The 26,021-nt window shown below is 68.5% G+C and carries 21 protein-coding genes; 13 read left to right on the top strand and 8 right to left on the bottom strand.

Annotation, left to right across the window (positions count from 1 at the left end; all coding sequences use genetic code 11):
- Window positions 1-10: 10 nt before the first annotated feature.
- Window positions 11-7,177 carry a prealbumin-like fold domain-containing protein gene (locus VHAB30_RS16110; RefSeq protein WP_159277669.1) on the top strand — a complete coding sequence of 2,389 codons (7,167 nt, stop codon included), beginning with the start codon at window positions 11-13 and terminating at the stop codon, window positions 7,175-7,177.
- A 16-nt stretch (window positions 7,178-7,193) separates the two neighbouring features.
- On the opposite strand, the gene VHAB30_RS16105 is transcribed toward VHAB30_RS16110, so the two are convergent.
- On the bottom strand, window positions 7,194-7,976 hold the full coding sequence (locus tag VHAB30_RS16105; protein ID WP_062481672.1) for an IclR family transcriptional regulator: 783 nt from the start codon (window positions 7,974-7,976) through the stop codon (window positions 7,194-7,196).
- A 140-nt stretch (window positions 7,977-8,116) separates the two neighbouring features.
- Between VHAB30_RS16105 and VHAB30_RS16100 the strand changes: the two genes are divergently transcribed.
- From VHAB30_RS16100 to VHAB30_RS16060, 9 genes are all read left to right on the top strand, one after another.
- The gene (locus tag VHAB30_RS16100; protein ID WP_159277668.1) at window positions 8,117-9,124 is read left to right on the top strand and encodes a TRAP transporter substrate-binding protein; all 1,008 of its coding nucleotides are present in this window, start codon (window positions 8,117-8,119) and stop codon (window positions 9,122-9,124) included.
- A 155-nt stretch (window positions 9,125-9,279) separates the two neighbouring features.
- A complete protein-coding gene (locus VHAB30_RS16095; RefSeq protein WP_159277667.1) occupies window positions 9,280-10,344 on the top strand; it encodes a ThuA domain-containing protein in 1,065 nt (354 codons plus the stop codon).
- A 94-nt stretch (window positions 10,345-10,438) separates the two neighbouring features.
- Entirely contained in the window at window positions 10,439-12,664 is a 2,226-nt protein-coding gene (locus tag VHAB30_RS16090; RefSeq protein WP_159277666.1) for an outer membrane protein assembly factor BamB family protein, read from the top strand.
- A 36-nt stretch (window positions 12,665-12,700) separates the two neighbouring features.
- The gene (pqqA, locus tag VHAB30_RS31385) at window positions 12,701-12,775 is read left to right on the top strand and encodes a pyrroloquinoline quinone precursor peptide PqqA (RefSeq protein WP_013539171.1); all 75 of its coding nucleotides are present in this window, start codon (window positions 12,701-12,703) and stop codon (window positions 12,773-12,775) included.
- A 58-nt stretch (window positions 12,776-12,833) separates the two neighbouring features.
- Window positions 12,834-13,754, top strand: coding sequence for a pyrroloquinoline quinone biosynthesis protein PqqB (gene pqqB / locus VHAB30_RS16080; protein WP_159277665.1), 921 nt, complete (start codon window positions 12,834-12,836; stop codon window positions 13,752-13,754).
- 4 nt (window positions 13,755-13,758) lie between these two features.
- Window positions 13,759-14,496 (top strand): pyrroloquinoline-quinone synthase PqqC, encoded by a 738-nt coding sequence (gene pqqC / locus VHAB30_RS16075; RefSeq protein WP_159277664.1) that lies wholly within the window; start codon window positions 13,759-13,761, stop codon window positions 14,494-14,496.
- Window positions 14,493-14,762, top strand: a complete 270-nt coding sequence (gene pqqD, locus VHAB30_RS16070; RefSeq protein WP_062481654.1) for a pyrroloquinoline quinone biosynthesis peptide chaperone PqqD — start codon at window positions 14,493-14,495, stop codon at window positions 14,760-14,762. The genes pqqC and pqqD overlap by 4 nt, the downstream gene beginning before the upstream one ends.
- Window positions 14,740-15,909 carry a pyrroloquinoline quinone biosynthesis protein PqqE gene (gene pqqE, locus VHAB30_RS16065; protein ID WP_159277663.1) on the top strand — a complete coding sequence of 390 codons (1,170 nt, stop codon included), beginning with the start codon at window positions 14,740-14,742 and terminating at the stop codon, window positions 15,907-15,909. Before pqqD ends, pqqE begins: the two co-directional genes overlap by 23 nt.
- 12 nt (window positions 15,910-15,921) lie before the next feature.
- On the top strand, window positions 15,922-16,854 hold the full coding sequence (locus tag VHAB30_RS16060) for an alpha/beta fold hydrolase (RefSeq protein WP_159277662.1): 933 nt from the start codon (window positions 15,922-15,924) through the stop codon (window positions 16,852-16,854).
- On the opposite strand, the gene VHAB30_RS16055 is transcribed toward VHAB30_RS16060, so the two are convergent.
- From VHAB30_RS16055 to VHAB30_RS16035, 5 genes are read right to left on the bottom strand one after another with little or no spacing between them, the layout of a single operon-like run.
- The gene (locus VHAB30_RS16055) at window positions 16,835-18,241 is read right to left on the bottom strand and encodes an ELWxxDGT repeat protein (RefSeq protein ID WP_159277661.1); all 1,407 of its coding nucleotides are present in this window, start codon (window positions 18,239-18,241) and stop codon (window positions 16,835-16,837) included. The genes VHAB30_RS16060 and VHAB30_RS16055 overlap by 20 nt on opposite strands.
- 4 nt (window positions 18,242-18,245) lie before the next feature.
- A complete protein-coding gene (locus VHAB30_RS16050) occupies window positions 18,246-19,526 on the bottom strand; it encodes a TRAP transporter large permease (protein ID WP_159277660.1) in 1,281 nt (426 codons plus the stop codon).
- Window positions 19,523-20,089: a TRAP transporter small permease gene (locus VHAB30_RS16045; protein WP_159277659.1), complete on the bottom strand. Its 567-nt coding sequence runs from the start codon at window positions 20,087-20,089 to the stop codon at window positions 19,523-19,525. The genes VHAB30_RS16050 and VHAB30_RS16045 overlap by 4 nt, the downstream gene beginning before the upstream one ends.
- Window positions 20,086-20,553, bottom strand: a complete 468-nt coding sequence (locus tag VHAB30_RS16040) for a type II 3-dehydroquinate dehydratase (RefSeq protein ID WP_159277658.1) — start codon at window positions 20,551-20,553, stop codon at window positions 20,086-20,088. The genes VHAB30_RS16045 and VHAB30_RS16040 overlap by 4 nt, the downstream gene beginning before the upstream one ends.
- A 36-nt stretch (window positions 20,554-20,589) precedes the next feature.
- Entirely contained in the window at window positions 20,590-21,573 is a 984-nt protein-coding gene (locus tag VHAB30_RS16035; RefSeq protein WP_159278364.1) for a TRAP transporter substrate-binding protein, read from the bottom strand.
- 196 nt (window positions 21,574-21,769) lie between these two features.
- On the opposite strand from VHAB30_RS16035, the gene VHAB30_RS16030 reads away from it, so the two are divergent.
- Together VHAB30_RS16030 and VHAB30_RS16025 are read left to right on the top strand one after the other, a co-directional pair.
- Window positions 21,770-22,552, top strand: a complete 783-nt coding sequence (locus tag VHAB30_RS16030) for an IclR family transcriptional regulator (protein ID WP_062476577.1) — start codon at window positions 21,770-21,772, stop codon at window positions 22,550-22,552.
- 45 nt (window positions 22,553-22,597) lie between these two features.
- Window positions 22,598-23,617: a TRAP transporter substrate-binding protein gene (locus VHAB30_RS16025; RefSeq protein WP_159277657.1), complete on the top strand. Its 1,020-nt coding sequence runs from the start codon at window positions 22,598-22,600 to the stop codon at window positions 23,615-23,617.
- Window positions 23,618-23,673: 56 nt separating this feature from the next.
- Here VHAB30_RS16025 and VHAB30_RS16020 read toward each other — a convergent pair whose 3' ends face one another.
- Window positions 23,674-24,165, bottom strand: a complete 492-nt coding sequence (locus VHAB30_RS16020; RefSeq protein WP_159277656.1) for a hypothetical protein — start codon at window positions 24,163-24,165, stop codon at window positions 23,674-23,676.
- Between the two features lie 234 nt (window positions 24,166-24,399).
- Here VHAB30_RS16020 and gdhA point away from each other — a divergent pair, with 234 nt between their 5' ends.
- The gene (gdhA, locus tag VHAB30_RS16015; protein WP_095744520.1) at window positions 24,400-25,743 is read left to right on the top strand and encodes an NADP-specific glutamate dehydrogenase; all 1,344 of its coding nucleotides are present in this window, start codon (window positions 24,400-24,402) and stop codon (window positions 25,741-25,743) included.
- A 25-nt stretch (window positions 25,744-25,768) separates the two neighbouring features.
- Here gdhA and VHAB30_RS16010 read toward each other — a convergent pair whose 3' ends face one another.
- Window positions 25,769-26,008, bottom strand: coding sequence for a hypothetical protein (locus VHAB30_RS16010; RefSeq protein WP_062476589.1), 240 nt, complete (start codon window positions 26,006-26,008; stop codon window positions 25,769-25,771).
- Window positions 26,009-26,021: the final 13 nt, after the last annotated feature.

Below are 26,021 nucleotides of genomic sequence, written 5' to 3'. Positions count from 1 at the left end.
CGAGACCATGATGCAAAGCAGAACGAGAAACGAAGCGGGCGGGATGGCGCGGCTCGGCGGGGTGCTGAAGGGCGTCTTCGCTGCGGGGGCGCTGTGGCTGCTCGCGATGACGGGGGCGCAGGCTGCGGTCACTTCGTGCACGCCGCAGTCGGGCTACAACACCTGTGTGGCCTTTACCTATTCCGGTTCGGCGCAGACCTTCACGGTGCCTGCGGGCGTGTCTTCGGTGCGCGCCACGATGTGGGGCGCCGGCGGTGGCGGCTCGCTGGCGGCAGGCGGCAACTCGGCCAACGGGGGCGCCGGCGGTTTCGCCGACGGCACCGTGTCGGTCACACCTGGCACCGCGATGGCGGTGACGGTGGGGCAGGGCGGGCAGAACGGTGGCACCGGCTCGACCTACGGCCGCGGCGGTGGTGGTGGCAATGGTGCGAACGCGGGCGTCGCCGGCTCTTCCGGCGGTGGCATGAGTGCACTGTGGAACGGCAGCACGGAATTTTCGGCAGCCGCCGCACGACTGATCGCAGGCGGCGGTGGCGGCAGCGCGTTCTGGACCGACGTCGGCAGCCCGGTGCCGGGCGGCGGCGGCGGTGCCTCTGGCGGGACCACGACCGGAACCGCCGGTCGCTCAGGCACACAAGCCGCCGGCGGTGCGCGCGGCACCCCGAGTGCGGGGACCGTCGCGGCCACCTGTCCGGCTGGCACTGACGGCAGCGCCTTGCAGGGCGGCACCGGGTGCTCGGCGGTCGGTGGCACCCCCGTCCAGTACGAGGGCGGCGGCGGTGGTGGCGGCGGCTGGTTCGGCGGCGGCGGCGGCATGGCCCAGTGCAGCAACACGCCCAATCCCGTCTCGGTCAACTGTTCCTACAACGGACCCGGCGGCGGCGGCTCGGGCTTCATCGGCACGGGCGTGACCGGCGGCGTGCTCACTGCAGGGGCCAACGGGAGCTACTCGGCGACTTCCAATCCGGGCAACACGAGTGCGCCCTACCAGTCGGGTGTCGGCGTGGGCGGGTCGCGCAGTTCGTTGACCGGGGACACCGGCGGCAACGGCCTCGTGGTGATCCAGTTCAACGTGGTCACCCTGCAGCTCGCGAAGGCCTGGTCGGCCGGCAGCAACACCGGCGACGTGGCGAGCATTGCCGCCTCCACGGGCGGGACCAACTTCTTCGGCGCCAGCAACACCTCGGCCTTCACCTCGACGGCGTCCACGGCCGCTTCCAGCTCCGTCGTGGGCGTGAACATCGGCAACGTCATCACGCTGCCCGCCGAAACACTGACCACCGGCACGCTGGCGAACTACAACACCGTGCTGTCGTGTACCGCGAATGGCGGCGCCATGGCCAGCACGCTCAGCGGCACCAACGGACAGGTGAGCAACACGCTGACGATCGCCCTCGGTGACATCGGCAAGGACATCGTCTGTACCTACACCAACACGCGCAAGACCGCGACCTTGCAACTGGCCAAGTCGTGGAACCCCATCAGCGTGACGGGCAACGTGGCGAACATCGGCGCCACCACGGGCGGCGCGGCGAACACCGCGGCGTTCTCGTCGACGGCGCCGACGGCCAACACCAGCGCGACCGTGACCGTGGCGGCCGGCAACACGATCACCTTCCCCGCGGAAACCATGAACGGCGGCGTGCTGCCGAACTACACGACCGTGCTGTCGTGTACCGCCGGTGGCGGCGCGACGGCCAACAGCCTGAGCGGCACCAACGGGCAGGCGACCAACACGCTGACGATCGGCGCGGGCGACGCGGGCAAGGCCATCGTCTGTACCTACACCAACACGCCGAAGACTTCCACGCTGCAGCTGGTCAAGTCGTGGGGCGCCAACAGCCTCACGGGCAACGTGGCGAGCATTCCCGCCTCCACGGGCGGCACGAACAACACCACGGCCTTCACGGCCACGGCCCCCACGGGCGCGAACAGCGGCACCGCCGTGACCGTGGCCACGGGCAACACGATCACGCTGCCGGCCGAGACGATGTCGCCGGGCACGCTGGCGAACTACAACACGGTGCTGGCGTGTACGGCCGGCGGCGGCGCCACGGCCAATGCGCTCAGCGGCACCAACGGACAGAACAGCAACACGCTGCTGGTCGGCGCGGGCGACGCGGGCAAGGCCATCGTCTGTACCTACACCAACACGCCGAAGACGGCCACGCTGCAGATCAGCAAGGCCTGGGGCGCGAACAGCATCGCCGGCAACGTGGCGAGCCTGGGCGCGAGCACGGGTGGCGCGAACAACACCGCCGCCTTCACGGCGACGGCGCCGACGGGCGCCAGCAGCGGCGCGGCCGTGACCGTGGTCGCCGGCAACACCATCACCTTCCCCGCGGAAACGATGCCGACGGGGACGCTGGCGAACTACAACACCGTGCTGGCCTGTACGGCCGGCGGTGGCGCCACGGCCAATGCGCTCAGCGGCACCAACGGGCAGGTCACCAACACCTTGCTGATCGGCCCGGCCGATGCGGGCAAGGCGATCCTGTGTACTTACACCAACACGCCGAAGACGGCCACGCTGCAACTGACCAAATCCTGGGGCGCAGGCGCCATCAGCGGCAACGTGGCGAGCATCGGCGCGAGCACGGGCGGCGCGAGCAACACCACGGCGTTCACGGCGACCGCGCCCACGGCGGGCAACAGCAGCACGGTGAACGTGGTCGCGGGCAACACCATCACGCTGCCGGCCGAAACGATGCCCACGGGCTCGCTCGCGAGCTACAACACGGTGCTGTCGTGTACCGCCAATGGCGGGCCCACGGCCAATGCGCCGAGTGGCACCAACGGGCAGAACAGCAACACGCTGCTGATCGGTGCGACCGACGCGGGCAAGGCCATCGTCTGCACCTACACCAACACCGGCAAGCCCGCGACCCTGACCCTCGCCAAGCGTTCGCTCGGCGGCGTGGCCGGCTTCGACTTCACGGGCACCAACGGCGTGGCGGCGCACACCATCACCACCACCGTGGCCGGCACGGCCGTCAACGGGCCGCTGCAGACGCTGACCGCGACGGGCACGGCGACCACCTTCACCGAAACCTACACGCCGGCCGCGGGCGTGCCCGACTACGTGATCACCGACGTCAGCTGCACGGGCATGGGCAGCGGCGGCACGGTGACGCGCGGGACCGCGCAGAACACGAACCAGTTCACGCTGAACGCCGCGGCGACGGTGGCGGGCTCGAACATCGTCTGTACCGTCACCAACGCCAAGGCGCCGACGGTGCAGCTGCGCAAGAAGTGGGTCAACGCGCTCGTCAACGACGCCTTCACGCTGACCGCGTCGGGCACGGTGCACCCGAACCACAACATCGGCTACGCCTTCAACCTGCAGGCCACGGCCAACACGCCCAACGAGACCGACACCGGCGGCGCGCAGCGCGTGGCGGTGGGCGACACCGTGACGCTGTCGGAGACGCCGTTCGGCACCAACGCCGGCTCGTACACCGCCAGCGCCTGGAGCTGCACCGGCGGCGGCTCGCTCAGCGGCAACCTGCTGACCCTGGGCAACGCCGATGCGGGCCTGCCGATCATTTGCGAGATCACCAACACCGCGAAGACGGCGACCGTCACACTGGCCAAGACCTGGTCGGGCGCGATCGTCAACGACGCGGTGAGCGTCACCGGCACGGGCCTGACCACGCTGGCCTCGGTGGCCAACACGGCCGCCGAGACCGACACCGGCGCTGCGCAGGCCGTGCCCGTGGGCAGCGTCATCACGCTGGCCGAGAGCTTTACCACCGGCAGCGCCGTCAACTACACCAGCGCGCTGAGCTGCACCGGCACCAGCGGCCTGTCGGGCAACACGCTGACGGTGGGCGCGGCCGACACGGCCATCGTCTGTGCCTACGCCAACACGCGCAAGACGGCGGCGGTGACCTTGTCCAAGAGCTGGAGCGGCGCCATCGCCGGCGACAAGGTCAACCTGACGATCAGCGGCAGCGCCGCCGAAGTAACGGGAGCGACCGCCGGCACGTCGACCGCGCCGGCCACCACCACCAACGCCACGGCCACCGCGGCCAGCGGCGCCACGGTGACGCTGGCCGAAGCCTTCACCACCGGCAACGCGGCCAACTACACCACCACGCTGGCCTGTACCAAGGTGTCGGACGGCAGCGCGGTGACGGTGAGCGGCAGCGGCCTGAGCCGCAGCTTCACCATGCCGTCGGACAGCGCGGTGAACTGCGCCTACACCAACACGCGCAGGACCGCGACGCTGCAACTGTCCAAGGCCTGGAGCGCCGGCAGCACCACGGGCAACGTGGCGAGCATCGGCGCGACCACGGGCGGCGCGAACAACACCGCCGCGTTCACGGCGACGGCGCCGACGGCGGGCACCAGCGGCACCGCGGTGTCGGTGGCCGCGGGCGACACGCTCACCTTCCCGGCCGAGACGATGACCACGGGCACGCTGGCCAACTACACCACCGTGCTGTCGTGTACCGCCGATAGCGGCGCCACCGCCAACGCGCTGAGTGGCACCAACGGACAGAACAGCAACACGCTGCTGGTCGGGGCGGGCGACGCGGGCAAGGCCATCGTCTGTACCTACACCAACACGCCGAAGACGGCCACGCTGCAGATCGCCAAGGCCTGGGGAGCGAACAGCATCGCCGGCAATGTGGCGAGCATCGGCGCGAGCACGGGCGGATCGAGCAACACCTCGGCCTTCACGGCGACGGCGCCCACGGGCGCCAACAGCGGCACGGCCGTGACCGTGCAGGCCGGCAACACGATCACGCTGCCGGCCGAGACGATGGCGCCGGGCACGCTCGCCAACTACACCACGGTGCTGGCCTGTACGGCCGGCGGCGGCGCCACGGCCAACGCGCTCAGCGGCACCAACGGGCAGAACAGCAACACGCTGCTGGTCGGCGCGGGCGACGCGGGCAAGGCGATCGTCTGTACCTACACCAACACGCCCAAGACCGTGACCGTGCAGCTGCGCAAGGCCTGGAGCGCGGACAGCACGAACGGCGACGTGGCCAGCATCGGCGCCACCTCGGGCGGCAGCAGCAACACGGCGGCGTTCACCGCGACCGCGCCCACCGCCGGCAACAGCGGCGCGGCGGTGTCGATGGTCGTCGGCGGCACGCTCACGCTGCCGGCCGAGACGATGACCACCGGCTCGCTCGCGAACTACAGCACCGTGCTCGCGTGTACCGCCGACGGCGGTGCGACGACCAACCCGCTGAGCGGCACCAACGGCCAGGCGAGCAACACGCTGGCGATTGCCGCGGCCGACGCCGGCAAGGCCATCGTCTGTACCTACACCAACGCGAAGAAGACGGTCACCCTGCAGGTGCGCAAGGCCTGGGGCGCGAACAGCGAAACGGGCAACGTCGCCAGCATCGGCGCGACCACGGGCGCGACCAACAACACGGCCGCTTTCACCGCGACCGCACCCACGGCCGGCAACAGCGGCGTGGCGGTGGTGGCGGCCGTGGGCAACACCATCACCTTCCCGGCGGAAACGATGACGACGGGCACGCTGGCCAACTACACGACCGTGCTGTCGTGTACCGCCGACGGCGGCGCCACGGCCAATGCCCTGAGCGGCACCAACGGTCAGGCCAGCAACACGCTGGTGATCGGTGCGGGCGACGCCGGCAAGGCCATCGTCTGTACCTACAGCAACAACCGCCTGCCGACGGTGCAGATCCGCAAGCAGGCGCTGGGCGGCACGGGCACCTTCGCGTTCAGCGGCACCAACGGCTTCGGCTCGGACAGCATCAACGTCTCGGTGTCGGGCTCGACGGTGGTCGGCACCATCAAGACGCTCACCACGGCCAACACGCAGACGGTGCTGACCGAAGTCGCGGCCTCGATGCCCGGCGGCTTCGCGTTCTCGGGCGCGACCTGCACGGGCCTGGCGGGCGGGGCGACGGCGGCCGTCGACCTGGTGGCGGGCACCGTCACGCTGCCCGCGGCCGGGCTGACGAATGGCACGGCGGTGGTCTGTACCTTCACCAACACGCTCGCGGCCATCGTGAGCGGCCGCGTGTTCCTGGACAACGGCGTGGGTGGCGGAACGGCCAATGACGGCCTCGTCAACGGCGGCGAAGGCCCGCTGTCGGGCGTGAGCGTGCGGCTGACCAACTGCGGCGCCGCCGTGTACGCGAGCGCGCTGACGGACGCATCGGGTGCCTACAGCCTGAGCGTGCCGGCCGGCACGGCCACGGGCTCCGCGATGTGCGTGGAAGAAACCAACCCGGGCACGCGCGTGTCCACGGGCGCCTCGGTGGGCAACGTCGCGCTGCCTTCGGGCTCAGCGGTGGCCGCGGCCGGTGGCACCTACACCTACACGCGCACCGGCACGCCCGACCGCATCGCCTTCAGCTGGAACGGCACGGGCCACGCCAACCTGAACTTCGGCGACGTCGACAACAGCGCCTTCGCGACCGACGGCGCCAAGACCGGCCTGCCGGGCAGCACCGTGACCTACGCCCACACCTTCACGGCCGGCACGGCAGGGCAGGTGCGCTTCAGCGTGGCGAGCGAGACGGCCACGCCGGCCATCACCGGCTGGACGACGAAGGTCTTCGCGGATGTGGGTTGCACCGGCAGCCTGCAGCCCGGCGCCGCGCAGCTGTACCCGCCGAGCGCGGCGGCCACGCCCGTGGCCTTCGCGGGCAAGGTCTGCGTGATCGTGCAGGAGTTCATTCCCGCCACGGCGCCGCTGGGCTCGAACAACAAGGCGACGATCCGCGCCGACTTCACCTACACCAACGCGAGCCCGTCACTCAGCGGCAGTTTCACGCTGGACGACCTCACGACGGTGTCGGGCGTGGCGCTGGAGCTGAAGAAGGAAGTGCGCAACATCACGCAAAGCGGCACCTTCGGCGTCAACAACCAGGCCAAGTCGGGCGAGACGCTCGAGTACCGCATCACCTACACGAACAACGGCGACGCGCCGATCCGCAGCATGGTCGTGAACGACATGACGCCGGGCTACACGACCTTCGTGAGTGCGACGACGGGCACCACGCCGGCGTCGCTCACGGGCTGCGTCAAGACCACGCCGGCGAACGCGCCGCCTGCGGGCGCGGTGGCCTGCACCACCGTTCAACCCGCAGGGGGCACGGGCGCGATCGACTGGCGCTTCACGGGCACGGTCGAGCCGGGTGGCACGGGCTTCGTGCTGTTCCAGGTGAAGGTGGACTGAAGACCTAGCAGGGCCTTCAGGCCCGGCGCTTGAACAGTGCGGACGCGCCGCTGGCCCGCGCCACGTCGTCCGCCGCGGCCAGCAGCTGCGGGCCCAGCGCGAGCATGCGTTCTTCCGTGAGCCGCACCAGCGGCCCCGCGATGGTGATGACGCCGATCACGCCGCCGTGCGCACCGCGCACCGGCGCGGCCATGGCGGTCATCGCGGGGGCGAACACCTCGTTGATCATCGAGAAGCCGCGCTTGCGCGTGGCGCGCAGGAACACCAGCAGCGCCTTCACGGTGGTCGGCGCTTTCGGGCCGAAGTCTTCCGGCTGGCCGAAGCCCTGCTTCGCGACGAGCTGCAGCGCCTGCTCGTCCGTCATGGTCGACAGCCACGCGTGGCCTGCGGAGCTGCATGAGAGGTTCACCGACAGGCCCATGTCCGGGTCGTAGCGCAGCCCGCGCGTGGCGCCTTGCGCCTTCGCGACGAAGGTGAGCTCGTCGCCGTCGACCACCGCCAGCCGCACCAGCTCGCCCGACGCGACCGCGAGCCGGTCGAGCAGCGGCTGTGCCACGTCGACGATGCCGCTGTTGCTCAAGAAGCTCAGGCCCAGCGACACCAGCTTGATGGTCAGCATGTAGTCGCCATGGCTCTGGTCCTGCCGCACATAGCCGTAGCGCACCAGCTCGCTCAGCAGGCGGTGGGTGGCGCTCAACGGCATTTCCAGCTCGGCAGAAAGCGCGGAAAGCGCACGGCCCTCGGGGTGGCCGGAGAGGTGTTCGAGCACCTTGAAGCTGCGTTCGAGTATGGCTGTCATGAGACGACTCTAGCATTTTGCCAAGTGTTTTCACTAGTAGAAAGATTTTCCACTAAATCGATAAGATCGCGCCGCCAGGAGTCGGAGCGCGTGTGAAGCGCCCCGGCATGGACCGCCCAATCGCACGCTGGAGAACAACTTTGAGAACGCTTTACCGCTCGCTGGCCACCGCCGGCCTTGCCCTCGCCCTGGTCGTTCCTGCTGTTGCGCAGGCGCAGCAGGAGCGCGTGATCCGCTTCGGCCACCTGAACAACGCCGACCACCCCGTGAGCTTCGGCGTCAAGCGCTTTGCCGAACTCCTGTCGGCCAAGAGCGGCGGCAAGATGAAGGTCCAGGAGTTCCCTGCCTCGCAGTTGGGCAACGAGATGCAGCAGCAGTCGGCCTTGCAGGGTGGTGTGCAACAGATGTCTGCGCCGGCCACCACATCGCTCGCCGGCATCGTCAAGGAGTTCGGCCTCGTCGACTTCCCCTTCTCGGTGAACAACTTCGCGCAGGCCGATGCACTGCTCGACGGCCCGTTGGGCCAGGCGCTCATCGCCAAGCTCCCCGAGAAGGGCCTCGTCGCCCTGGGCTACTGGGACCTGGGCTTTCGCAACGTCACCAACAGCAAGCGTCCCATCGCCAAGCCTGAAGACCTCGAGGGCTTGAAGATCCGCGTGATCCCCAACCCCGTGTTCCTCGAGACCTTCAAGGCCTTCAAGGCCAACCCGGTGCCGATGCCCTTTGCCGAGCTGTACGGCGCCCTCGAAGCCAAGGCTGTCGATGGCCAGGAGAACCCCTATGCGGTGATCCTGTCGAACAAGTTCTACGAAGTGCAGAAGTTCGTGAGCGCGACGAACCACGTGTACGCCGCCAACATCGTGTTGGTGAGCAAGAAGTTCTGGGACTCGCTCACGCCCGCCGAGCAGAAGATGATGAACGACGCGGCCAACGAGGCACGCGGCTATCAGCGGCAAGTGAGCCGCGCTGCAGCACAGAAGGCCGTGGGCGACCTGCAGGCCAAGGGCGCGCAGTTCAACGAACTCGGCGCCGCCGAACAAAAGCGCATGCGCGACATCGCCAAGCCCGTCATCGACAAGTTCGCCGCCCAGTACGACCCCGCCATCGTCAAGCTCTACAACGACGAGCTCGTGCGCATCCGCAAGTAGCGCGCCCTCACGGCTGACGACGAATTCCTTCTTCGTTCCCGCCGGCAATTTCCGTCACTCCCACGTCTGCGCCTGCCGCCACCCGCGGCGCAGCGATACGTGCTGGGCGCGTGCGCCCGTCCGATTCCGCCATTGACCACCAAGAGGAGACTCCGTTGAAACATTCCAGATCCATTCCCTTCGGACTTGCATCGGCCGCCGCGCTCGCGCTGGCATTGACTGCCTGCGGTGGAGGCGACGGCGGCGGCGGCGCGGCCTTGCCGTTCCTGCCCGTGGCGCCTGCGCCCGCTGCATCGGCACCGCCGCCCGCGCCGACCGACGAAGTGCCGGCAACGCCCACCGACCCAGTGGCCGAGGTCGACGACAGCTTCGACGCGTACTACAACGTCTGCCGCGGCACCAACCCCAAGTGCTACAACGACTGGGGCGCCTTCGCCAGCACGCCCGACCGCGTGCTGATCTACTCGCGCACCGCCGGCCCGCGCCATGCCGTGCTCGGCACGCCGATGGCGGCCGGCCTGAACCCGACGATGAACACCGACAACGTGATGCAGGCAGGCCTCGTGCGCATGTTGTCCGCCGAGGGCATCACGGTCGACTGGACCGAGGACGTGGCCGTGCTGGGCAGCCGCATCAACAACTACAAGGCGATCATCTTCGCGAGCTCGAACCGCGACACCTTGTGGAACGGCGCCGTGAGCACCAGCCAGGATGCCGCCCGCACCGCACTGCGCAACTACATGCGCCGCGGCGGCGGCTTCGTCGGCCTGCACAACGCCTTCGGCGCCGAATACAACTGGCCCTACTACGAAGGCCTGTTGGGCAACGCGAACTTCTACAACCACGGACCGAACCGCGCGGGCGATGTCGAGATCGTATCGGACGACCCTTCGACGAAGGACGTGCCCAAGCGCTTCTCCTTCCAGGACGAGTGGTACAACCTGATGCCCTTCCCGACGAAGGTGAAGTTCCTGGCCAAGGTCGACACCTCGACGCTGAAGCCGCTCACCTCCGCGCCGCATCCCGGCCACGCCGACTTCCATCCGGTCGCCTGGTGCCAGTACTACGACGGCGGCCGCGCATGGCTCACGACCCTCGGGCACAACGCGCACTCGTTCACCGCCGACCTGTCGGGCGTGGGCGCGATCGAGTTCCAGAAGCTCGTCGTGCAAGGCGTGAAGTCGGCGATGGGGCTGACACCTTTCTGCACCACCGAGTAACGACGACGACCTCCCGGGGCCGGTGCGGCGCCGTGTGCGCGCCACCGGTCGTTTCGAACATCCCTGTTCCAACGTTCACCGAGTAGAGACATCCATGAAGAAAAAATCATTGGTCACGCTGCTGATCTCGTGCGGCGTGCTTGCATCGCCGTTGCTGATCACCGCCTGCGGCGGCTCCAGCGGCGGTGGCGGCACGCCCGTGCTGCCCGTCGTGCCGGCCCCTGCGCCGTCGCCGTCTGCCGGCACACCGCCGCCCGCATCGCCACCGGCCGCCGCCGCACCCGCGGCCGACCTGTCGGACTGCTGCACCGCCGGCGACAAGGACTTTCCGAAGGTCGGCGGCAACCTGGGCAACCAGAACTATTCGAGCCTGCGCAAGATCAACAAGGGCCTGGTCACGCAACTGGGCGGCGCCTGGGTCAACCAGATCGAAGGCGGCATGACCACCGGCAACAACCAGAGCACCACCGTCGTCGTCGACGGCGTGCTCTACATCGAGTCCGCACTGGGCAACGTGGTCGCGGTGGACGGCAAGACCGGCGTGACGAAGTGGAAGTGGACCACGCCCTACGGCAGCATCACCCGCCGCGGCGTGGCCGTCGCCAAGGACCTGGGCCTGGTGTTCACCGTGGCCACCGGCAACCGCCTCGTGGCGCTGCGAACCGACACCGGCGCCGTCGAGTGGATCAAGCAGTACCCGACCAGCAGCACCGATCCCGACTACAAGGGCGCGCTGCAGAAGGTCGCGCTGGTCTACCACGACAAGCGCCTGTACCTGGGCACCAACGATGGCAACCGCGGCGCCGCATTCTCGGCCGACGCACTCACCGGCAAGGTGCTGACCACCTTCTGGGGTGTGCCCCGCGCGGGCGAACTCGGCTACGACACCTGGGGCGGCGCGCCCGACACGGCACGCACCGGCGCCACGCCGTGGATCCATCCCGCGGTCGATCCCGAGCTGGGCCTGGTGTACTGGACCTTCGGCAACGTGCGCGGCGGCTCGTCGCAGGACGGCTCCTCGCGCCCGGGCCAGAACCTGTTCGCCAACTCCATCGTCGCGCTCGACCTGAAGAGCGGCGAATACAAGTGGCACTTCCAGTCGGTGCACCACGACATCTGGGACATGGACAACGTGATGTCGCCCGTGCTCGCCGATGTGAAGATCGACGGCAAGGACCGCAAGGTCGTCATCTACGGCAGCAAGACGGGCATGTACTACATCCTCGATCGCAAGGACGGCAGCGCGCCGCTGGGCATCGACGAAGTGCCCGTGAAGCAGGACGCCCGCCAGGCCAGCTGGCCCACGCAGCCCCTGCCGCGCCAGGGCGCCTGGACCGAGACCTGCATCGTCGACCAGCCGCTGGGCACGGCCATTCCGGGCGACCCGAACCGCGCGGTGCCCAACTACACGAAGGGCTGCCTGTACGACGCGCACTGGGACGTGCCGATTCTTTCCATCCCGGGTCATGGCGGCGGCGCCAACTGGAACCACCAGTCCTTCAGCCAGCGCACGGGCCTGGTCTACACGGGCATGGGCTACGTGTCGGCAGCACACTCGCTCAGCGAGTCGAGCAACGGCCTGCGCCCGCCAGGCACCTACATGACCGGCGCGGTCGTGGCGGTGGACCCGAGCACCAACCTCGTCAAGTGGAAGAAGCCGCTGCCGTACTCGGTGGCGCACGGCAACGGCATCCTGAGCACGGCCTCCGACCTGCTGTTCATCGGGCAGCCCGACGGCAACCTGCTGGCGCTCGACGCGCAGGACGGCACCGAGCTGTGGCGCTTTCAGACCGGCGCGGCGATCAGCGCGAGCCCGGTCTCCTACGAGATCGACGGCGAGCAGTACATCGCGGTGTTCTCGGGCGGGACCAGCATTCCGTACGGCGACTCGGCCCCGCGCGGCGACCGGCTGTGGGCCTTCAAGGTCGGCGGCGCGGTGACCGCGGCCGCCACGCCGACACCGCCCGTGGTACGTCGGCCCGTGTCGGGCGCGGCGGTGGAGGGCGCGGCACTGCCGACCCCGAACACCGTGTTCCTGGCGCGCGTGCAGACGGCGGCGAACGAGCCGGGCGCGACCGAATCGACGGCCGTCAACGCCATGACGCCGACCTTCATGCGCGTGCCCGTCAACACCGCCGTGACCTTCACCAACCCCGCAGCCAACGCCAACACCCACTGCGCCACGCAGTTCTTCGAAGGGCGGTTCAATTTCAGGCTGACCCCGGGCCAGTCGCAGACCCACACCTTTGACACGCCGGGCGAATACTTTTACAACGACTGCCATAGCCCGCGCCCGACGGGAAAGATCGTCGTTTATTGAAATGTCCCTCAACCCCAACCCTGAAGGAGCAATGCGATGAAATGGTGCAAGCCTGAGTTTGAAGAAATGCGTTTCGGTTTCGAAATCACGATGTACATCTCCGCTCGCTGAGCGCGCAGACCCACGGCACCGGCCTTGCGCCGGTGCCGTGTTTTTTTGTTGGGCCCCCATGAAGATTCTGGTGCTGGGTTCGGGAGCGGGCGGTGGCTTCCCTCAATGGAATTGCAATTGCCGCCTGTGCGCCGGCCAGCGAAGCGGGCAGGTGCGGGCCACGCCCCGCACGCAGAGTTCGATCGCCGTGTCGGCCGATGGCGAACGCTGGATTCTGCTGAATGCCTCCCCCGACCTCGGCGCGCAACTGCGCGCCTCGCCGGCCCTGTGGCCGCGCCACGGACTGCGCCATTCGCCGATCGAGGCGGTGGTGCTGATGGACTCTCAGATCGACCACGTCGCAGGCCTGCTGAGCCTGCGCGAAGGGCAGCGGCTGCAGCTGTACTGCACGCCCGAGGCCCATGACGACCTCACCGGCAGCCTGCCGCTGCTGCGCACCCTCGACAGCTACTGCGGCGTGACCTGGCACCCGTTGTCGCTCGAGCCCGGCGGCGGCGCCTGGCACGACATCGCCGGCCTGCGGCTTCAGGCCGTGCCGGTGCCCGGCAAGGCGCCGCCGTATTCACCGCGCCGCCAGACCGAGGCGCGCAGCGAGAACGCCGCGGTGCTCATCGAAGACCCCACCACCGGCAAGCGCGTGCTCTACGCGCCGGGCCTGGCGCAGGTCGGCGAGGCCGAGCGCCGCAGCCTCGACGCCTGCGATTGCGTGCTCGTCGACGGCACCTTCTGGACCGAGGGCGAAATGGTCGCGGCCGGGCTCGGCAAGAAGCACGCGGCCGACATGGGCCACCTGCCGCAGTGCGACGGGCCGCACGGCCCCGGCATGCTGAAAACACTCGACGCCTGCGCTGCAAAACGCAAGGTGCTCATCCACATCAACAACAGCAACCCCATCCTGGACGAAGACGGGCCACAGCGCGCGCAGCTCGTGCGCCGCGGTATCGAGGTCGCGTTCGACGGCATGGCCCTGGAGATCTGAACACGTGACACAAGAGACACAAGGCGCATGGTCCCCGCAGGCGTTCGAAGCGAGGTTGCGCGCCATGGAGTCGCGCTACCACAGCCACCACCCGTTCAATCGCCGGCTCAACGCGGGCGAGCTGCAGCCCTTCCAGGTGCGCGGCTGGGTGGCGAACCGCTTCTACTACCAGTGCCGCATCCCGGTGAAGGACGCCGCCGTTCTGTCCAACTGCGACGACCGCGCCACGCGCCGGCGCTGGGTGGTGCGCATGCTCGACCACGACGGGCACGGCGACCATGAAGGCGCCAACGCGGGCGGCATCGAGATCTGGACCCGCCTGGGCATCGCCACCGGCCTGGCGCGCGAGGTGCTCGAGTCGCACGCCCTCGTCGTGCCCGGCGTGCGCTTCGCGGTCGATGCCTACGTCAACTTCGCGCGCACGGCGCCGTGGCAGGAGGCGGTGATTTCGTCGCTCACCGAGATGTTCGCGCCGCGCATCCACAAGGACCGGCTCGCGGGCTGGCCCACGCACTACCCGTGGATCGACACCTCGGGCCTGGACTACTTTCGCAGCCGTATTCCGTTGGCCGACCGCGACGTCGAGCACGGCCTCGAGGTGGCGATGCAGTGGTGCACCACGCGCGAGCGGCAGCAGCGCGCGCTGCACATCCTGGGCTTCAAGCTCGACATCCTCTGGGCCATGCTCGACGCGATCGAGAAGGCTTATCCCGACGACCTTCCGAAAGACCAGCAGCCATGACCGCATGGACCGACGATGCCCAGCCGGCGCTCACCTCGATCTACCGCATGCAGTGGGAAGAGGCACAGCAGTGCCACGTGCTGCTGTTCCCCGAGGGCATGATCAAGCTGAACGGGCCGGCGGCCGAGATCCTCCAGCGCTGCGACGGCAAGACCTCGGTGGCCGCACTCGTGGCGGACCTGGAGCGCACCTTCGGCGAGAGCGATCTGCATGCCGACGTGCTCGAATTTCTGGAGCAGGCCCGTGGACGCCACTGGATCCGCTGAGGTGCAACCCCGCGCCGTGGCCAAGCCGCCCCTGTGGCTGCTGGCCGAGCTGACCTACCGCTGTCCACTGCACTGCGCCTTCTGCTCCAACCCGGTCGACTACACGCGCTACCGCGAGGAGCTGGACACGGCCGAATGGATTCGCGTGTTCCGCGAGGCACGTGCGATGGGCGCGGTGCAGCTGGGCTTCTCGGGCGGCGAGCCGCTGCTGCGCGACGACCTGCCGGAGCTGGTCGCGGCGGCGCACGAGCTCGGCTTCTATACCAACCTGATCACCTCGGGCGTGGGCCTCACGCCGCAGCGCGCCGAGACGTTGAAGCGGGCAGGGCTGGACCACATCCAGCTGTCGTTCCAGGATTCGAGCCGCGAGCTCAACGACTTCCTCAGCTCCACGAAGACCTTCGACCTCAAGCAGCGCGTGGCCCGCACCATCAAGGACCTCGGCTACCCGATGGTGCTGAACTGCGTGATGCACCGCTACAACCTGCCGCACGTGGGCCGGATCATCGAGATGGCCGAGGCGATGGAAGCCGACTTTCTCGAACTCGCGAACGTGCAGTACTACGGCTGGGCCTGGCGCAACCGCGAGATGCTGATGCCCTCGCGCGAGATGCTGGCCACGGCCGAGGCGGTGGTGGAAACCCATCGCCCGCGCCTGGACGGTCGCATGAAGATCCTCTGGGTGGTGCCCGACTACGCGGAGGGCAAGCCCAAGCCCTGCATGGCGGGGTGGGGCAGCGTGTTCCTCGTGGTGGCGCCCGACGGCGTGGCGCTGCCGTGCCACAGCGCGCGCATGCTGCCCGGGCTCGACTTTCCCAATGTGCGCGAGCACAGCATCCGCAGCATCTGGCAGGAGAGCCCGGCCTTCGGCGCCTACCGTGGCACGGGCTGGATGAGCAGCACCTGCCAGAGCTGCGGCGAGAAGGAGAAGGACCATGGGGGCTGTCGCTGCCAGGCCTTCCTGCTGACGGGCGACGCGGCGGCCACGGATCCGGTGTGCCCGAAGAGCCCGCGGCATGAGGAGGTGGAGGCGATGGTCAAGGCGGCGGGTGATCCGCGCGATGTCGGCACGCCGATCCGTTTCGTTCCGGGCGCGCGGCGTGCGGGCGAACTCGTCTTTCGCACCGACGCGAACGCGCTGAGCTGAGAACACGCGCCGATGACGATCACCCATCGCCTGCCGCTGGATGGCGGGCATGTGATGCACGTCGAGGAGCATGGCAACCCGGCGGGCCTGCCGGTGGTGGTGTTGCACGGCGGGCCGGGCTCGGGCAGTTCGCCGCTGCTGCGCCGGCATCTCGACCCGGCGCGGTACCGCATCGTCTGCCCCGACCAGCGCGGTTCGGGCCTGAGCACGCCCACCGGATCGATCACGCACAACACGCTCGCCGATCTGCTGGCCGACCTGCGTCTGCTGCGCGCGCACCTGCGCATCGATCGATGGCTGGTGGTGGGCGGTTCGTGGGGTGCCACGCTGGCGCTGATGCATGCGCTCGACGCACCGGAGGCCGTCGCGGGCCTGCTGTTGCGCAACGTGTTCCTCGCGCGCCCGGGCGACATCCACGCGCTCTTCGCCGGGGCCTTGCAGCACGACGGCCCCGCGTGGCGCGCACTGTGGGACGAGGCCAGCCGCAGGCAATGCCCGGTGACGGTGCCGATCGCCGAGGTCTTCGCGCACGGCACCTGGGAGCGGCAGTGCGAGCTGACGCGCCACTGGTTCGACTGGGAACAGCGCCTCGCCACGGGTGGCGCCGCGCCGCCGATCGACGAAGCGATGCTGCCGCGGCTCGTGGCGCGCTACCGCGTGCAGAGCCACTATCTGCGGCACGGCTGCTGGCTCGATGCGCCCTCGTTGTTGCAGCGCTGCGTCGCATTGCCTGCTGTTCCCACACTGATCGTGCATGGCACGCAGGACGCGCTGTGTCCGCCCGAGGGCGCGCAGGCATTGACGCAGGTGCTGGGCGCCCCGCTGCAGTGGGCGCAAGGCGCGGGCCACGACCCGACGCATCCGGCCATCGCCGCGGCCATGCAGCAGGCCTTGCGCGACTACGCGGCCACGCAGGCCTTCGGTGTCAGCGCAGCCGCTCCTTGAGCGGATCGCCGATCAATGTCACCTTGCCGTCCTTGCGGTGCGACCACAGCCGGTCGTTGCCATGGCCGTCGTCGGCCACGAAGAGCACCGCGTTGCCCAGCGCGCGAAAGCCCAGCGGCATCGCGTGGCGTTCGCCCGCGGCAAGGTCGGCCACGGCGCGCGTGCCGGCCGGCGTGCCGTCGCTGATCCACGGCTCGACGCCCCGGCCACCGCCGCCGTTCGCCGCGAACCACAGGCGCGCCCCGATGACGGCGAAGCGCGCGGGTGAGCCGTTCTCCGCGCCCGGTGCGATGTCCTTCACGCGCACCGTGCCCGCCGCCGTGCCGTCGCTGCGCCACAGCTCCGCGCCCGACACGCCATCGGTCGCGGCGAAGTAGAGCTTGCCGCCCATCACGGCGATCGCGCTCGACACGGAGCCGCTCGGGCCCGGCCGAATGTCCTTCACCAGCACCGTGCCCTTCGCGGTGCCGTCGGTCTTCCACAGCTCGATGCCGTGCACGCCGTCGTCGGCCGAGAAGTACAGCGTGCGGCCCAGCACCGCCAGGTGCGTCGGCCGCGAGGGTGCGGCGCCCGGGCGCAGGTCCTTCACCAGCTGCGTGCCGTGTGCGGTGCCGTCGCTCTTCCACAGTTCGGTGCCGTGTTCGCCGTCGTGCGCGGTGAAGTAAATGTCGTTGCCCACGGCCGTGAGGTTCTGAATGCCCGCGTCCTCGAGGCCCGGGCGGATGTCCTTCACGAGGCGCGTGTGCTCGGGCGTGCCGTCGGTCACCCAGAGCTCGTGGCCGTGCGTGCGCGTGGTCGCGGTGAAGAACAGGCGCGGACCGGCCACGGTGAGCTGGCGGGTGAGGGCGCGCGGCCCGGCATCGATGGCGGACACGCGCGTGGTGCTCTTCGCGTCGCCCGTGGTCTTCCACACCTGGAAGCCGGTCTGGCCGTCGTCGGCCACGAAGTAGAGCGCGTCGCGGAACACGGTCAGCTCGTTGGGCATCGCGCCTTCCTCGCCCGGGCGCAGGTCGATCACCTGCGTCGTGCCGGCGGCGGTGCCGTCGGTGCGCCAGAGCTCGAGCCCGCTCGCGCCGTCGGTGGCCGTGGTGTAGACGTGGCCCTTGAATGCGACCTGCCCGGCGGGGAATGAGCCCCGGAAGCCCGGCCGGATGTCCTTCAGCAAGGAGGTGCCGGCATTGCTGCCGTCGGTGACCCACAGCTCCTGGCCGGTCGCGACGTGGAAGGCGCTGAACACCATCTTGCCGCTGCCCAGCGGCGCGAGGCCGGAGGGCGCGATGAAGGCCAGCCGCTGGCGCTGCTCGGGCAATACCTCGCGCTCGGGGTCTTGTGCAGCGGCGGGCAGGGCGGTGAGCAGGGCGAGCGCGGTGAGGAAAACGGCGCGCATCGGCTCAGCCCCCGAACCACCGCGCCGGCACGATCACCAGCTGCGGAAACGCCACCATCACGAACAGGATCGCGAACTCGGCCAGCATGAACGGCACCACGCCGCGCGTGACGTCGTCCATCGAGATCTTGCCGACGCCGGCCACCACGTTGAGCACCGTGCCCACCGGCGGCGTGACGAGCCCGATCGAGTTGTTGATGATGAACAGCACGCCGAAGTACACGGGATCGATGCCGGCCGCCTTCACCACGGGCATGAGTACCGGCGTGAGGATGAGGATGGTGGGCGTCATGTCCATCGCCGTGCCCACCACCATCACGAGCACCATGATCGCGATCATGAGCAGCATCTGGTTGCCCATGAACGGCTGCAGCATGCCCACGATCTTGGAGGGCAGGTCGGCCACGGTGATGAGCCAGGCGCTCACCATCGCCGCGGCGATCAGGAACATCACGATGGCGCTGGTCTTGGCTGCGCTCACGAAGATGGCGTACAGGTCCTTCCAGGTGATCTCGCGGTACACCACCGTCGACACGAAGAGCGCATACACGGCGGCCACCACCGCGGCCTCGGTGGGCGTGAACACGCCCATGCGCAGGCCCACGAGGATGATCACCGGCAGCATCAGCGCCCACAGCGCGTTGCGGAAGGCAGCGGCAATCTCGGTCGACGACTTGCGCGGCGGCGGCACGATCTTTTCGCGCCGCACCAGCCAGGCCCAGGTGATCCACAGCGCGCCGCCGATCAGCAGCCCGGGCACGATGGCCGCGAGAAACAGCTTGGAGATCGACACGTTCGCCGCCACGCCGAAGATCACCAGGCCGATGCTCGGCGGGATCACGGGGCCGATCACGCCGGTGGCCGCAATGAGACCAGCCGCGCGCGGCTTGTCGTGGCCCGCGCGCACCATCATCGGCAGCAGCAGCGCGGTGAGCGCGGCGGCGTCGGCCACGGCCGAGCCCGAGAGCGCCGACAGCAGGCAGCCGGCCATGATGGTCACGTAGCCCAGGCCGCCCTTCACGTGGCCCACGAGCGCGAGTGCGAAGTCGACGATGCGCTTGGACAGCCCGCCCACGTTCATGATCTCGCCCGCGAGCATGAAGAAGGGCACGGCCAGCAGCGGAAAGCTGTCGGCGCCGCCGATCACGTTCTGCGTGAGGATCTGCGCGTCGAACAGGTCGAGGTGCCACATCAGCGCCACGCCGCTGGCCAGCAGCGAGAAGGCGATGGGAATGCCCATCGCCATGGCGAGCAACAGCGAGCCGACGAAAACAGCGATGGTCATGGCCGTGCCCCCGGTTCCTTGGCGTCTTGCGAACCCAGGATCTGCTGCAGCTGCACCGCTTCTTCCGACTCCTGCACCATCACCAGCTCGTGGTCGGCGATGCGCCCCGTGAGCAGACGCAGCAGGTCGAGCGCGAGGATGAGCCCGGCCAGCACCGAGAACACGATGCCCGCCGCGTAGACGATGGCCATCGACGCGCCGGTGACGGGCGCCGTCACGTCCCAGTTGATGCGCGCCTGCGCGATGCTGCCTTGCAGCAGCAGCCAGACGATGTAGAGCATGACTGCATGGCCGACGGCCAGGCAGATCTTCTTGCCGATGGGGGGCAGCTTCTGCACCACCATGTCGACACCCAGGTGGCCGTGCTCTTTCAGTGCCACCACGGCGCCCAGGAAGGTCATCCAGATGAAGAGCCAGCGCGAGATTTCCTCGGACACCGTGATGCCCGAGTTGAAGCCGTAGCGCAGCACCACGTTGCCGAACACGAGCACGACCATGACCGCGAGCGCGGCCGCGATCAGCGCCTCGATGCCGGTGCAGCACCGGTCGAGCCAGCGGTTCATGCGGCGGCCTGCGCCTGCACTTGAGCCTGCGCCTGGCGCTGCATGTCGACCAGCGCGCGCAGCGCAGCCAGGTACGACAGCGGGCCCAGGCCCTGGACCGTGCCCTTCACCGCCGGCGAAATGATCGAATGCGCACGCCATGCCTCGCGCGCGGCGATGTTGGACATGTGGACCTCGATGGTCGGGAACGGCATGGCCTTGATCGCGTCGTGCAGCGGCACGCCGTGCTGCGTGAGGCCGGCGGGGTTCACCAGCGCGCCCTGCGCATCGTCGATGTGGGTGTGCAGGAAGTCGATCAGGTCGCCTTCGTGGTTCGACTGGATGGTGTCCAGCGTCACGCCGAGTTCGCCGGCGAGCGCCTGCAGCTGCGCGTTGATTTCGGCGAGCGTGGTCTTGCCGTAGATGTGCGGTTCGCGGCGACCGAACAGGTTGAGGTTGGGGCCGTGGAGAACGAGGATCTTCATGGGGAGCTTCGGTGAGGGACGGGCTGGCTTGCTGACTTACTTGCGGATGCGTGCGAGCTCGTCGTTGTAGAGCTTGACGATGGCGGGGTCGTACTGGGCGGCGAACTTGTCGACGACGGGCTTGGCGATGTCGCGCATGCGCTTTTGCTCGGGCGCACTGAGTTCGTTGAACTGCGCGCCCTTGGCCTGCAGGTCGCCCACGGCCTTCTGCGCGGCGGCGCGGCTGACCTGGCGTTGGTAGCCGCGCGCCTCGTTGGCCGCGTCGTTCATCATCTTCTGCTCGGCGGGCGTGAGCGAGTCCCAGAACTTCTTGCTCACCAGCACGATGTTGGCGGCGTAGACATGGTTCGTCGCGCTCACGAACTTCTGCACTTCGTAGAACTTGTTCGAGAGGATCACCGCGTACGGGTTCTCCTGGCCGTCGACCGCCTTGGCTTCCAGCGCACCGTACAGCTCGGCGAAAGGCATCGGCACCGGGTTGGCCTTGAAGGCCTTGAAGGTTTCGAGGAACACGGGGTTGGGGATCACGCGGATCTTCAGACCTTCCAAGTCTTCAGGCTTGGTGATCGGGCGCTTGCTGTTGGTGACGTTGCGAAAGCCCAGGTCCCAGTAGCCCAGGGCGACGAGGCCCTTCTCGGGGAGCTTGGCGATGAGCGCCTGGCCCAGGGGCCCGTCGAGCAGCGCATCGGCCTGCGCGAAGTTGTTCACCGAGAAGGGAAAGTCGACGAGGCCGAACTCCTTGACGATGCCGGCCAGCGACGTGGTGGCCGGCGCCGACATCTGCTGCACGCCACCTTGCAGCGCCGACTGCTGCTGCATCTCATTGCCCAACTGGGAGGCGGGGAACTCCTGGACCTTCATCTTGCCGCCGCTCTTGGCCGAGAGCAGCTCGGCAAAGCGCTTGACGCCGAAGCTCACGGGATGGTCGGCGTTGTTCAGGTGGCCGAAGCGGATCACGCGCTCCTGCTGCGCCCACGACGGGGCGGTGAGGCCGGCGCACAGACCGGCCACGGCAAGCATACGAAGAAGTTTCACGAAGGGTCCTCAGGCGGGAAGGAAGAAAGGGGGAAGGAAAAAATGCCGGACGGAGGCGATCGTATTTTTGTTGGAAAGAATTTCCATAATGGAAATCCCTTCCCCGAGTTCTGCTACGCTGGCGGACCCTGAGTGGCGGGCCGCATCGCCCGCGTTGACGAGACGACATCTGGAGGACGAAATGAGCGGAATACTGGAACGCAGCTTCAAGGTGCTGGAACATCTGGCGGAGCATCCCGAGGGGTGCGCGCTGTCGGCGTTGGCCAGCGAATTGCAGATTCCATTGAGTGCATCGCACCGATTGCTCGCGGAGCTCATCCGCTGCGGCTACGTGCGGCAGGAGGCACGCGACGGCCACTACGTGCTGACCATCAAGCTGGTCTCGATCAGCCTGTCGTTCCTCAGCCGCTCGGGCATCGTCGACATCGCGCAGCCGCTGCTCGACCAGCTGGCTTCGACCTCGGGCGAGCTCGTGCGCCTGGCGGTGGTCGACGGCGAAGACCTGACCTTCGTCGCCAAGGCCCAAGGCGCCACGCATGGCCTGCGCTACGACCCCGACATGGGCCTGTCGGTGGCGCTCTCGTGCAGCGCCGCCGGGCACGCGTGGTTGTCGACCATGGGCGAGGACGACGCGATGGCGCTCGTCGCCAAGAAGGGACTGGGCAAGCCCGAGGACTACGGCCCCAAGGCCCCCACGTCGCTCAAGGCCGTGATGGCTTTCGTGAAGGCGGCGCGCCAGCGCGGCTTCAGCATGATCAACGAGGTGTTCGCCCCCGCGATGACCGCCATGGCCGCGCCCGTGTTCGGCGCCGACGGCACGGCGATCGGGGTCGTCACCATCGCGGGCCCGTCGGTGCGGCTCACGCCGCAGCGCATGGAAGCGCTGGGGCCGGCGCTGTGCCAGGCCGCCGAAGAGGTGGCGCGCGCCAGCGGGGCCTCGGCGTTGTTCAAGAAGAGGGCGTAGGCCCTGCCGGTTTCACCACCCCCAAAAAGAGAAGGAGACATCACCATGAAGACGAAGCATTCGAAGCGCACTCTGTTGATGGCCGCTGTGGCGGCGGCCCTCGCGTTCGCGGCCCCTGGTGCGTTCGCGCAGCTCAAGGAGCGCACCATCAAGTTCGCGTTCCAGAACCAGGCCGGCCATCCGCAGGCGCAGGGCGCGCAGAAGTTCGCCGACCTCGTGGCCGCGAAGTCGGGCGGCAAGATCACCGTGAAGCTGTTCCCGGGCGGCACGCTCGGCGGCGACCTGCAGACCGTGTCGGCACTGCAGGGCGGCACGGTGGAGATGACCGTGCTCAACGCCGGCATCCTGTCGGCGCAGGTGAAGGAGTTCGCGGCCTACGACTTCCCGTTCCTCTTCAACAGCGGCAAGGAAGCCGACGTCGTCACCGACGGCCCCTTCGGCCAGAAGCTGATGGCCAAGCTGGAGGACAAGGCGCTGCACGGCCTGGGCTACTGGGACCTGGGCTTTCGCAACCTGACGAACAGCAAGCGTCCGATCGTCAAGGCCGACGACATCGCGGGCCTGAAGATCCGCGTGATCCAGTCGCCGATCTACATCGACATGTTCAGCGCGCTGGGCGCCAACGCCACGCCGCTGCCGTTCCCTGAGCTGTACCCCGCGCTCGACCAGAAGGCGGTCGACGGCCAGGAGAACCCGAACACGACCATCCTGTCGTCCAAGTTCGCGGAAGTGCAGAAGTACATCACCCAGACCCGCCACATCTACAACCCGCAGGCGCTGCTGATCAGCCGCAAGACCTGGGACGGCATGAGTGCCGACGAAAAGAAGATCGTCAACGAGGCCGCCGCCGAGGCGACCGTGTTCCAGCGCCAGGCCTCGCGCGGCGCCGCCGACAGCGCGCTCGACGCGCTCAAGAAGGCCGGCATGACGGTCTCCGAACTGCCGCCCGAAGAAATGGCGAAGCTGCGCGCCAAGGTGAAGCCGGTGATCGACAAGTACACGGCCTCGGTCGGCGAGGCCACCGTCAAGGAACTGATGGCGGAGATCGAGAAGGCGCGCAAGTAGCAGGCGGGCGCGCCCTTGATCCGGGGCGCCTTGCCTTCATCGTCCCCGGTTCCCGGTCAGAGCTCGCGGTAGTCCCGGATGCGCGCGCGTGCGAGCTGCTGCGCCGCTGCAATGGCCGCCGGATCGGCCGCGGCCGCATCGGGCAGCCAGTGGAAGGCGTCCAGGCCGTGGCACAGCAGCAGGCCGTCCTTGAAGCGGCGGGCCTTGGTGTAGGCCTCCCAGCCGTGGCGCACCTCGCTGTGGCGGCCCCGTGCGTGGGAGCCGCTCTCCGACAGCGAGAAGTCGATCTCGTCGTTGTAGAAGGGGCTCTGCCTGAAGCGATGGAGGGCCAGCCGGGCGATGGCTGGCGCGCTCAGCAGCAGCGCGATGCCGACCGCGAATACGGCCGCCAGGACGGGAAACCCTTCGTAGGCGCACAGGGCCAGGGCCATGGCGAACAGGAGCGCCAACGGCCACTTGAACCGGACCCACCAGACCTGCTGCAGGTTGCGCAGGAAGCCGGTGAGCACATGCGCCTGCGAGAACTGGAGGCGGTAGCTGATCTGCATCTTTGAATTCCGAAGCGGGCCGTGCGGGAGGGCACGCGGGGCGGGATTCTGACCGCTTTTGCGGGCGCCGTGGTGCGCCCCCGGCGATGTTCCAAGTTGGGGCCTCACCACGCTGCGCGCCCCAAACAACGCACCTTGTTAGGGCTTTGCGCCTCAATCTGGTTCTCCGATCCGGCAAAATGCAGGATTCGCATAAGGTTATGCACCGTTTTGGAAAACAGAGGATTGATTGGAATGAAGCACGCATCCGTCGGGGGGTTCCTCGCACACGTCGCACAACGCAACCCCGGACAGCCCGAGTACCTGCAGGCCGTGACCGAAGTGATGGAGAGCCTGTGGCCCTACATCGAGAAGCACCCCAAGTACACGAGCCACAGCCTGCTGGAGCGGCTGGTCGAGCCCGAGCGCGTGATCATGTTCCGCGTGTCCTGGGTGGACGACCACGGCGAGGTGCAGGTCAACCGCGGTTTCCGCATCCAGCACAGCCTGGCCATCGGCCCCTACAAGGGCGGCATGCGCTTCCACCCCTCGGTGAACCTGTCGATCCTCAAGTTCCTGGCCTTCGAGCAGACCTTCAAGAACGCGCTGACCACGCTGCCCATGGGCGGCGGCAAGGGCGGCGCCGACTTCGACCCCAAGGGCAAGAGCCAGGGCGAGGTGATGCGCTTCTGCCAGGCCCTCGTGACCGAGCTGTTCCGCCACGTGGGCTCCGACACCGACGTGCCGGCGGGCGACGTGGGCGTGGGCGGGCGCGAGGTCGGCTTCATGGCCGGCATGGTCAAGAAGCTCACCAACCGCGCCGACTGCGTGTTCACCGGCAAGGGCCTGAGCTTCGGCGGCTCGCTCATCCGCCCTGAAGCCACCGGCTACGGCAACGTCTACTTCGCGCAGGAAATGCTCAAGCGCAAGGGCCGCAGCTTCGACGGCCTGCGCGTGAGCGTCTCGGGCGCGGGCAACGTGGCGCAGTACACCATCGAGAAGGCCATGGCGCTGGGCGCCAAGGTGGTCACGGTGTCCGACTCGAGCGGCACCGTGGTCGACGAGGAAGGCTTCACGCCCGAGAAGCTGGCCGTGCTGATGGACGTGAAGAACCACCTCTACGGCCGCGTGAGCGACTACGCCGAACGCACCGGTACCCGCTTCGTGGCCGGCGCCACGCCGTGGCACGTGCCGGTCGACGTGGCGCTGCCCAGCGCCACGCAGAACGAGCTCAACGAGGAAGACGCGCGCACGCTGGTGAAGAACGGCGTGGTGTGCGTGGCCGAAGGCGCCAACATGCCCTCGACCATGGAGGCCGTGAAGGTGCTCGAAGGCCACGGCGTGCTGTACGCACCGGGCAAGGCCAGCAACGCGGGCGGCGTGGCCACGTCGGGCCTGGAGATGAGCCAGAACGCGGCCCGGCTGTCATGGACGCGCGACGAGGTCGATGCGCGCCTGCTGCAGATCATGCAGGGCATCCACGAGTCGTGCCTGCACTACGGTTCGCGCGCCGACGGCAGCGTGAGCTACGTGGATGGCGCGAACATCGCCGGCTTCGTGCGCGTGGCCGATGCGATGCTGGCGCAGGGCGTGGTCTGAGCGTTGCCCGAGCGAACGTGGCGCCTCAGAGTTCGATGAACGAAGAGGTCGCCTTGTTCAGGGCCAGGCGGCCCTTCGCGGTGATCGATTCCACCTGGGCCAGCTGACGGATCGCGCGCTCGTCGGGCGCGTGCTCCGACGGCGGAATGAAGGCAGTCACGAGATCGGCGGCACGCAGCACGCGCAGCCTGTCGATGTCTGCGGGCGTGTGGAGGACGTATGGCAATTTCTGCTCGGCGAGGGTCCGAAGAAATTCCATGGACATGGGTCGTCTCCTT

It is taken from the genome of Variovorax boronicumulans, assembly GCF_009811375.1.
GTDB lineage: Bacteria > Pseudomonadota > Gammaproteobacteria > Burkholderiales > Burkholderiaceae_C > Variovorax > Variovorax boronicumulans.
Note: the sequence above shows the minus strand (reverse complement) of the source record. Positions and strands in the feature narration are given on the sequence as shown.

Bases quoted from the DNA above. Each gene is read 5' to 3' on its own strand.
- VHAB30_RS16110 (WP_159277669.1), top strand. From the start codon at position 11: ATGCAAAGCAGAACGAGAAACGAAGCGGGCGGGATGGCGCGGCTCGGC.
- VHAB30_RS16105 (WP_062481672.1), bottom strand. From the start codon at position 7,976: ATGACAGCCATACTCGAACGCAGCTTCAAGGTGCTCGAACACCTCTCC.
- VHAB30_RS16090 (WP_159277666.1), top strand. From the start codon at position 10,439: ATGAAGAAAAAATCATTGGTCACGCTGCTGATCTCGTGCGGCGTGCTT.
- pqqB (WP_159277665.1), top strand. From the start codon at position 12,834: ATGAAGATTCTGGTGCTGGGTTCGGGAGCGGGCGGTGGCTTCCCTCAA.
- pqqD (WP_062481654.1), top strand. From the start codon at position 14,493: ATGACCGCATGGACCGACGATGCCCAGCCGGCGCTCACCTCGATCTAC.
- VHAB30_RS16060 (WP_159277662.1), top strand. From the start codon at position 15,922: ATGACGATCACCCATCGCCTGCCGCTGGATGGCGGGCATGTGATGCAC.
- VHAB30_RS16055 (WP_159277661.1), bottom strand. From the start codon at position 18,241: ATGCGCGCCGTTTTCCTCACCGCGCTCGCCCTGCTCACCGCCCTGCCC.
- VHAB30_RS16050 (WP_159277660.1), bottom strand. From the start codon at position 19,526: ATGACCATCGCTGTTTTCGTCGGCTCGCTGTTGCTCGCCATGGCGATG.
- VHAB30_RS16045 (WP_159277659.1), bottom strand. From the start codon at position 20,089: ATGAACCGCTGGCTCGACCGGTGCTGCACCGGCATCGAGGCGCTGATC.
- VHAB30_RS16040 (WP_159277658.1), bottom strand. From the start codon at position 20,553: ATGAAGATCCTCGTTCTCCACGGCCCCAACCTCAACCTGTTCGGTCGC.
- VHAB30_RS16035 (WP_159278364.1), bottom strand. From the start codon at position 21,573: ATGCTTGCCGTGGCCGGTCTGTGCGCCGGCCTCACCGCCCCGTCGTGG.
- VHAB30_RS16030 (WP_062476577.1), top strand. From the start codon at position 21,770: ATGAGCGGAATACTGGAACGCAGCTTCAAGGTGCTGGAACATCTGGCG.
- VHAB30_RS16025 (WP_159277657.1), top strand. From the start codon at position 22,598: ATGAAGACGAAGCATTCGAAGCGCACTCTGTTGATGGCCGCTGTGGCG.
- VHAB30_RS16020 (WP_159277656.1), bottom strand. From the start codon at position 24,165: ATGCAGATCAGCTACCGCCTCCAGTTCTCGCAGGCGCATGTGCTCACC.
- gdhA (WP_095744520.1), top strand. From the start codon at position 24,400: ATGAAGCACGCATCCGTCGGGGGGTTCCTCGCACACGTCGCACAACGC.
- VHAB30_RS16010 (WP_062476589.1), bottom strand. From the start codon at position 26,008: ATGTCCATGGAATTTCTTCGGACCCTCGCCGAGCAGAAATTGCCATAC.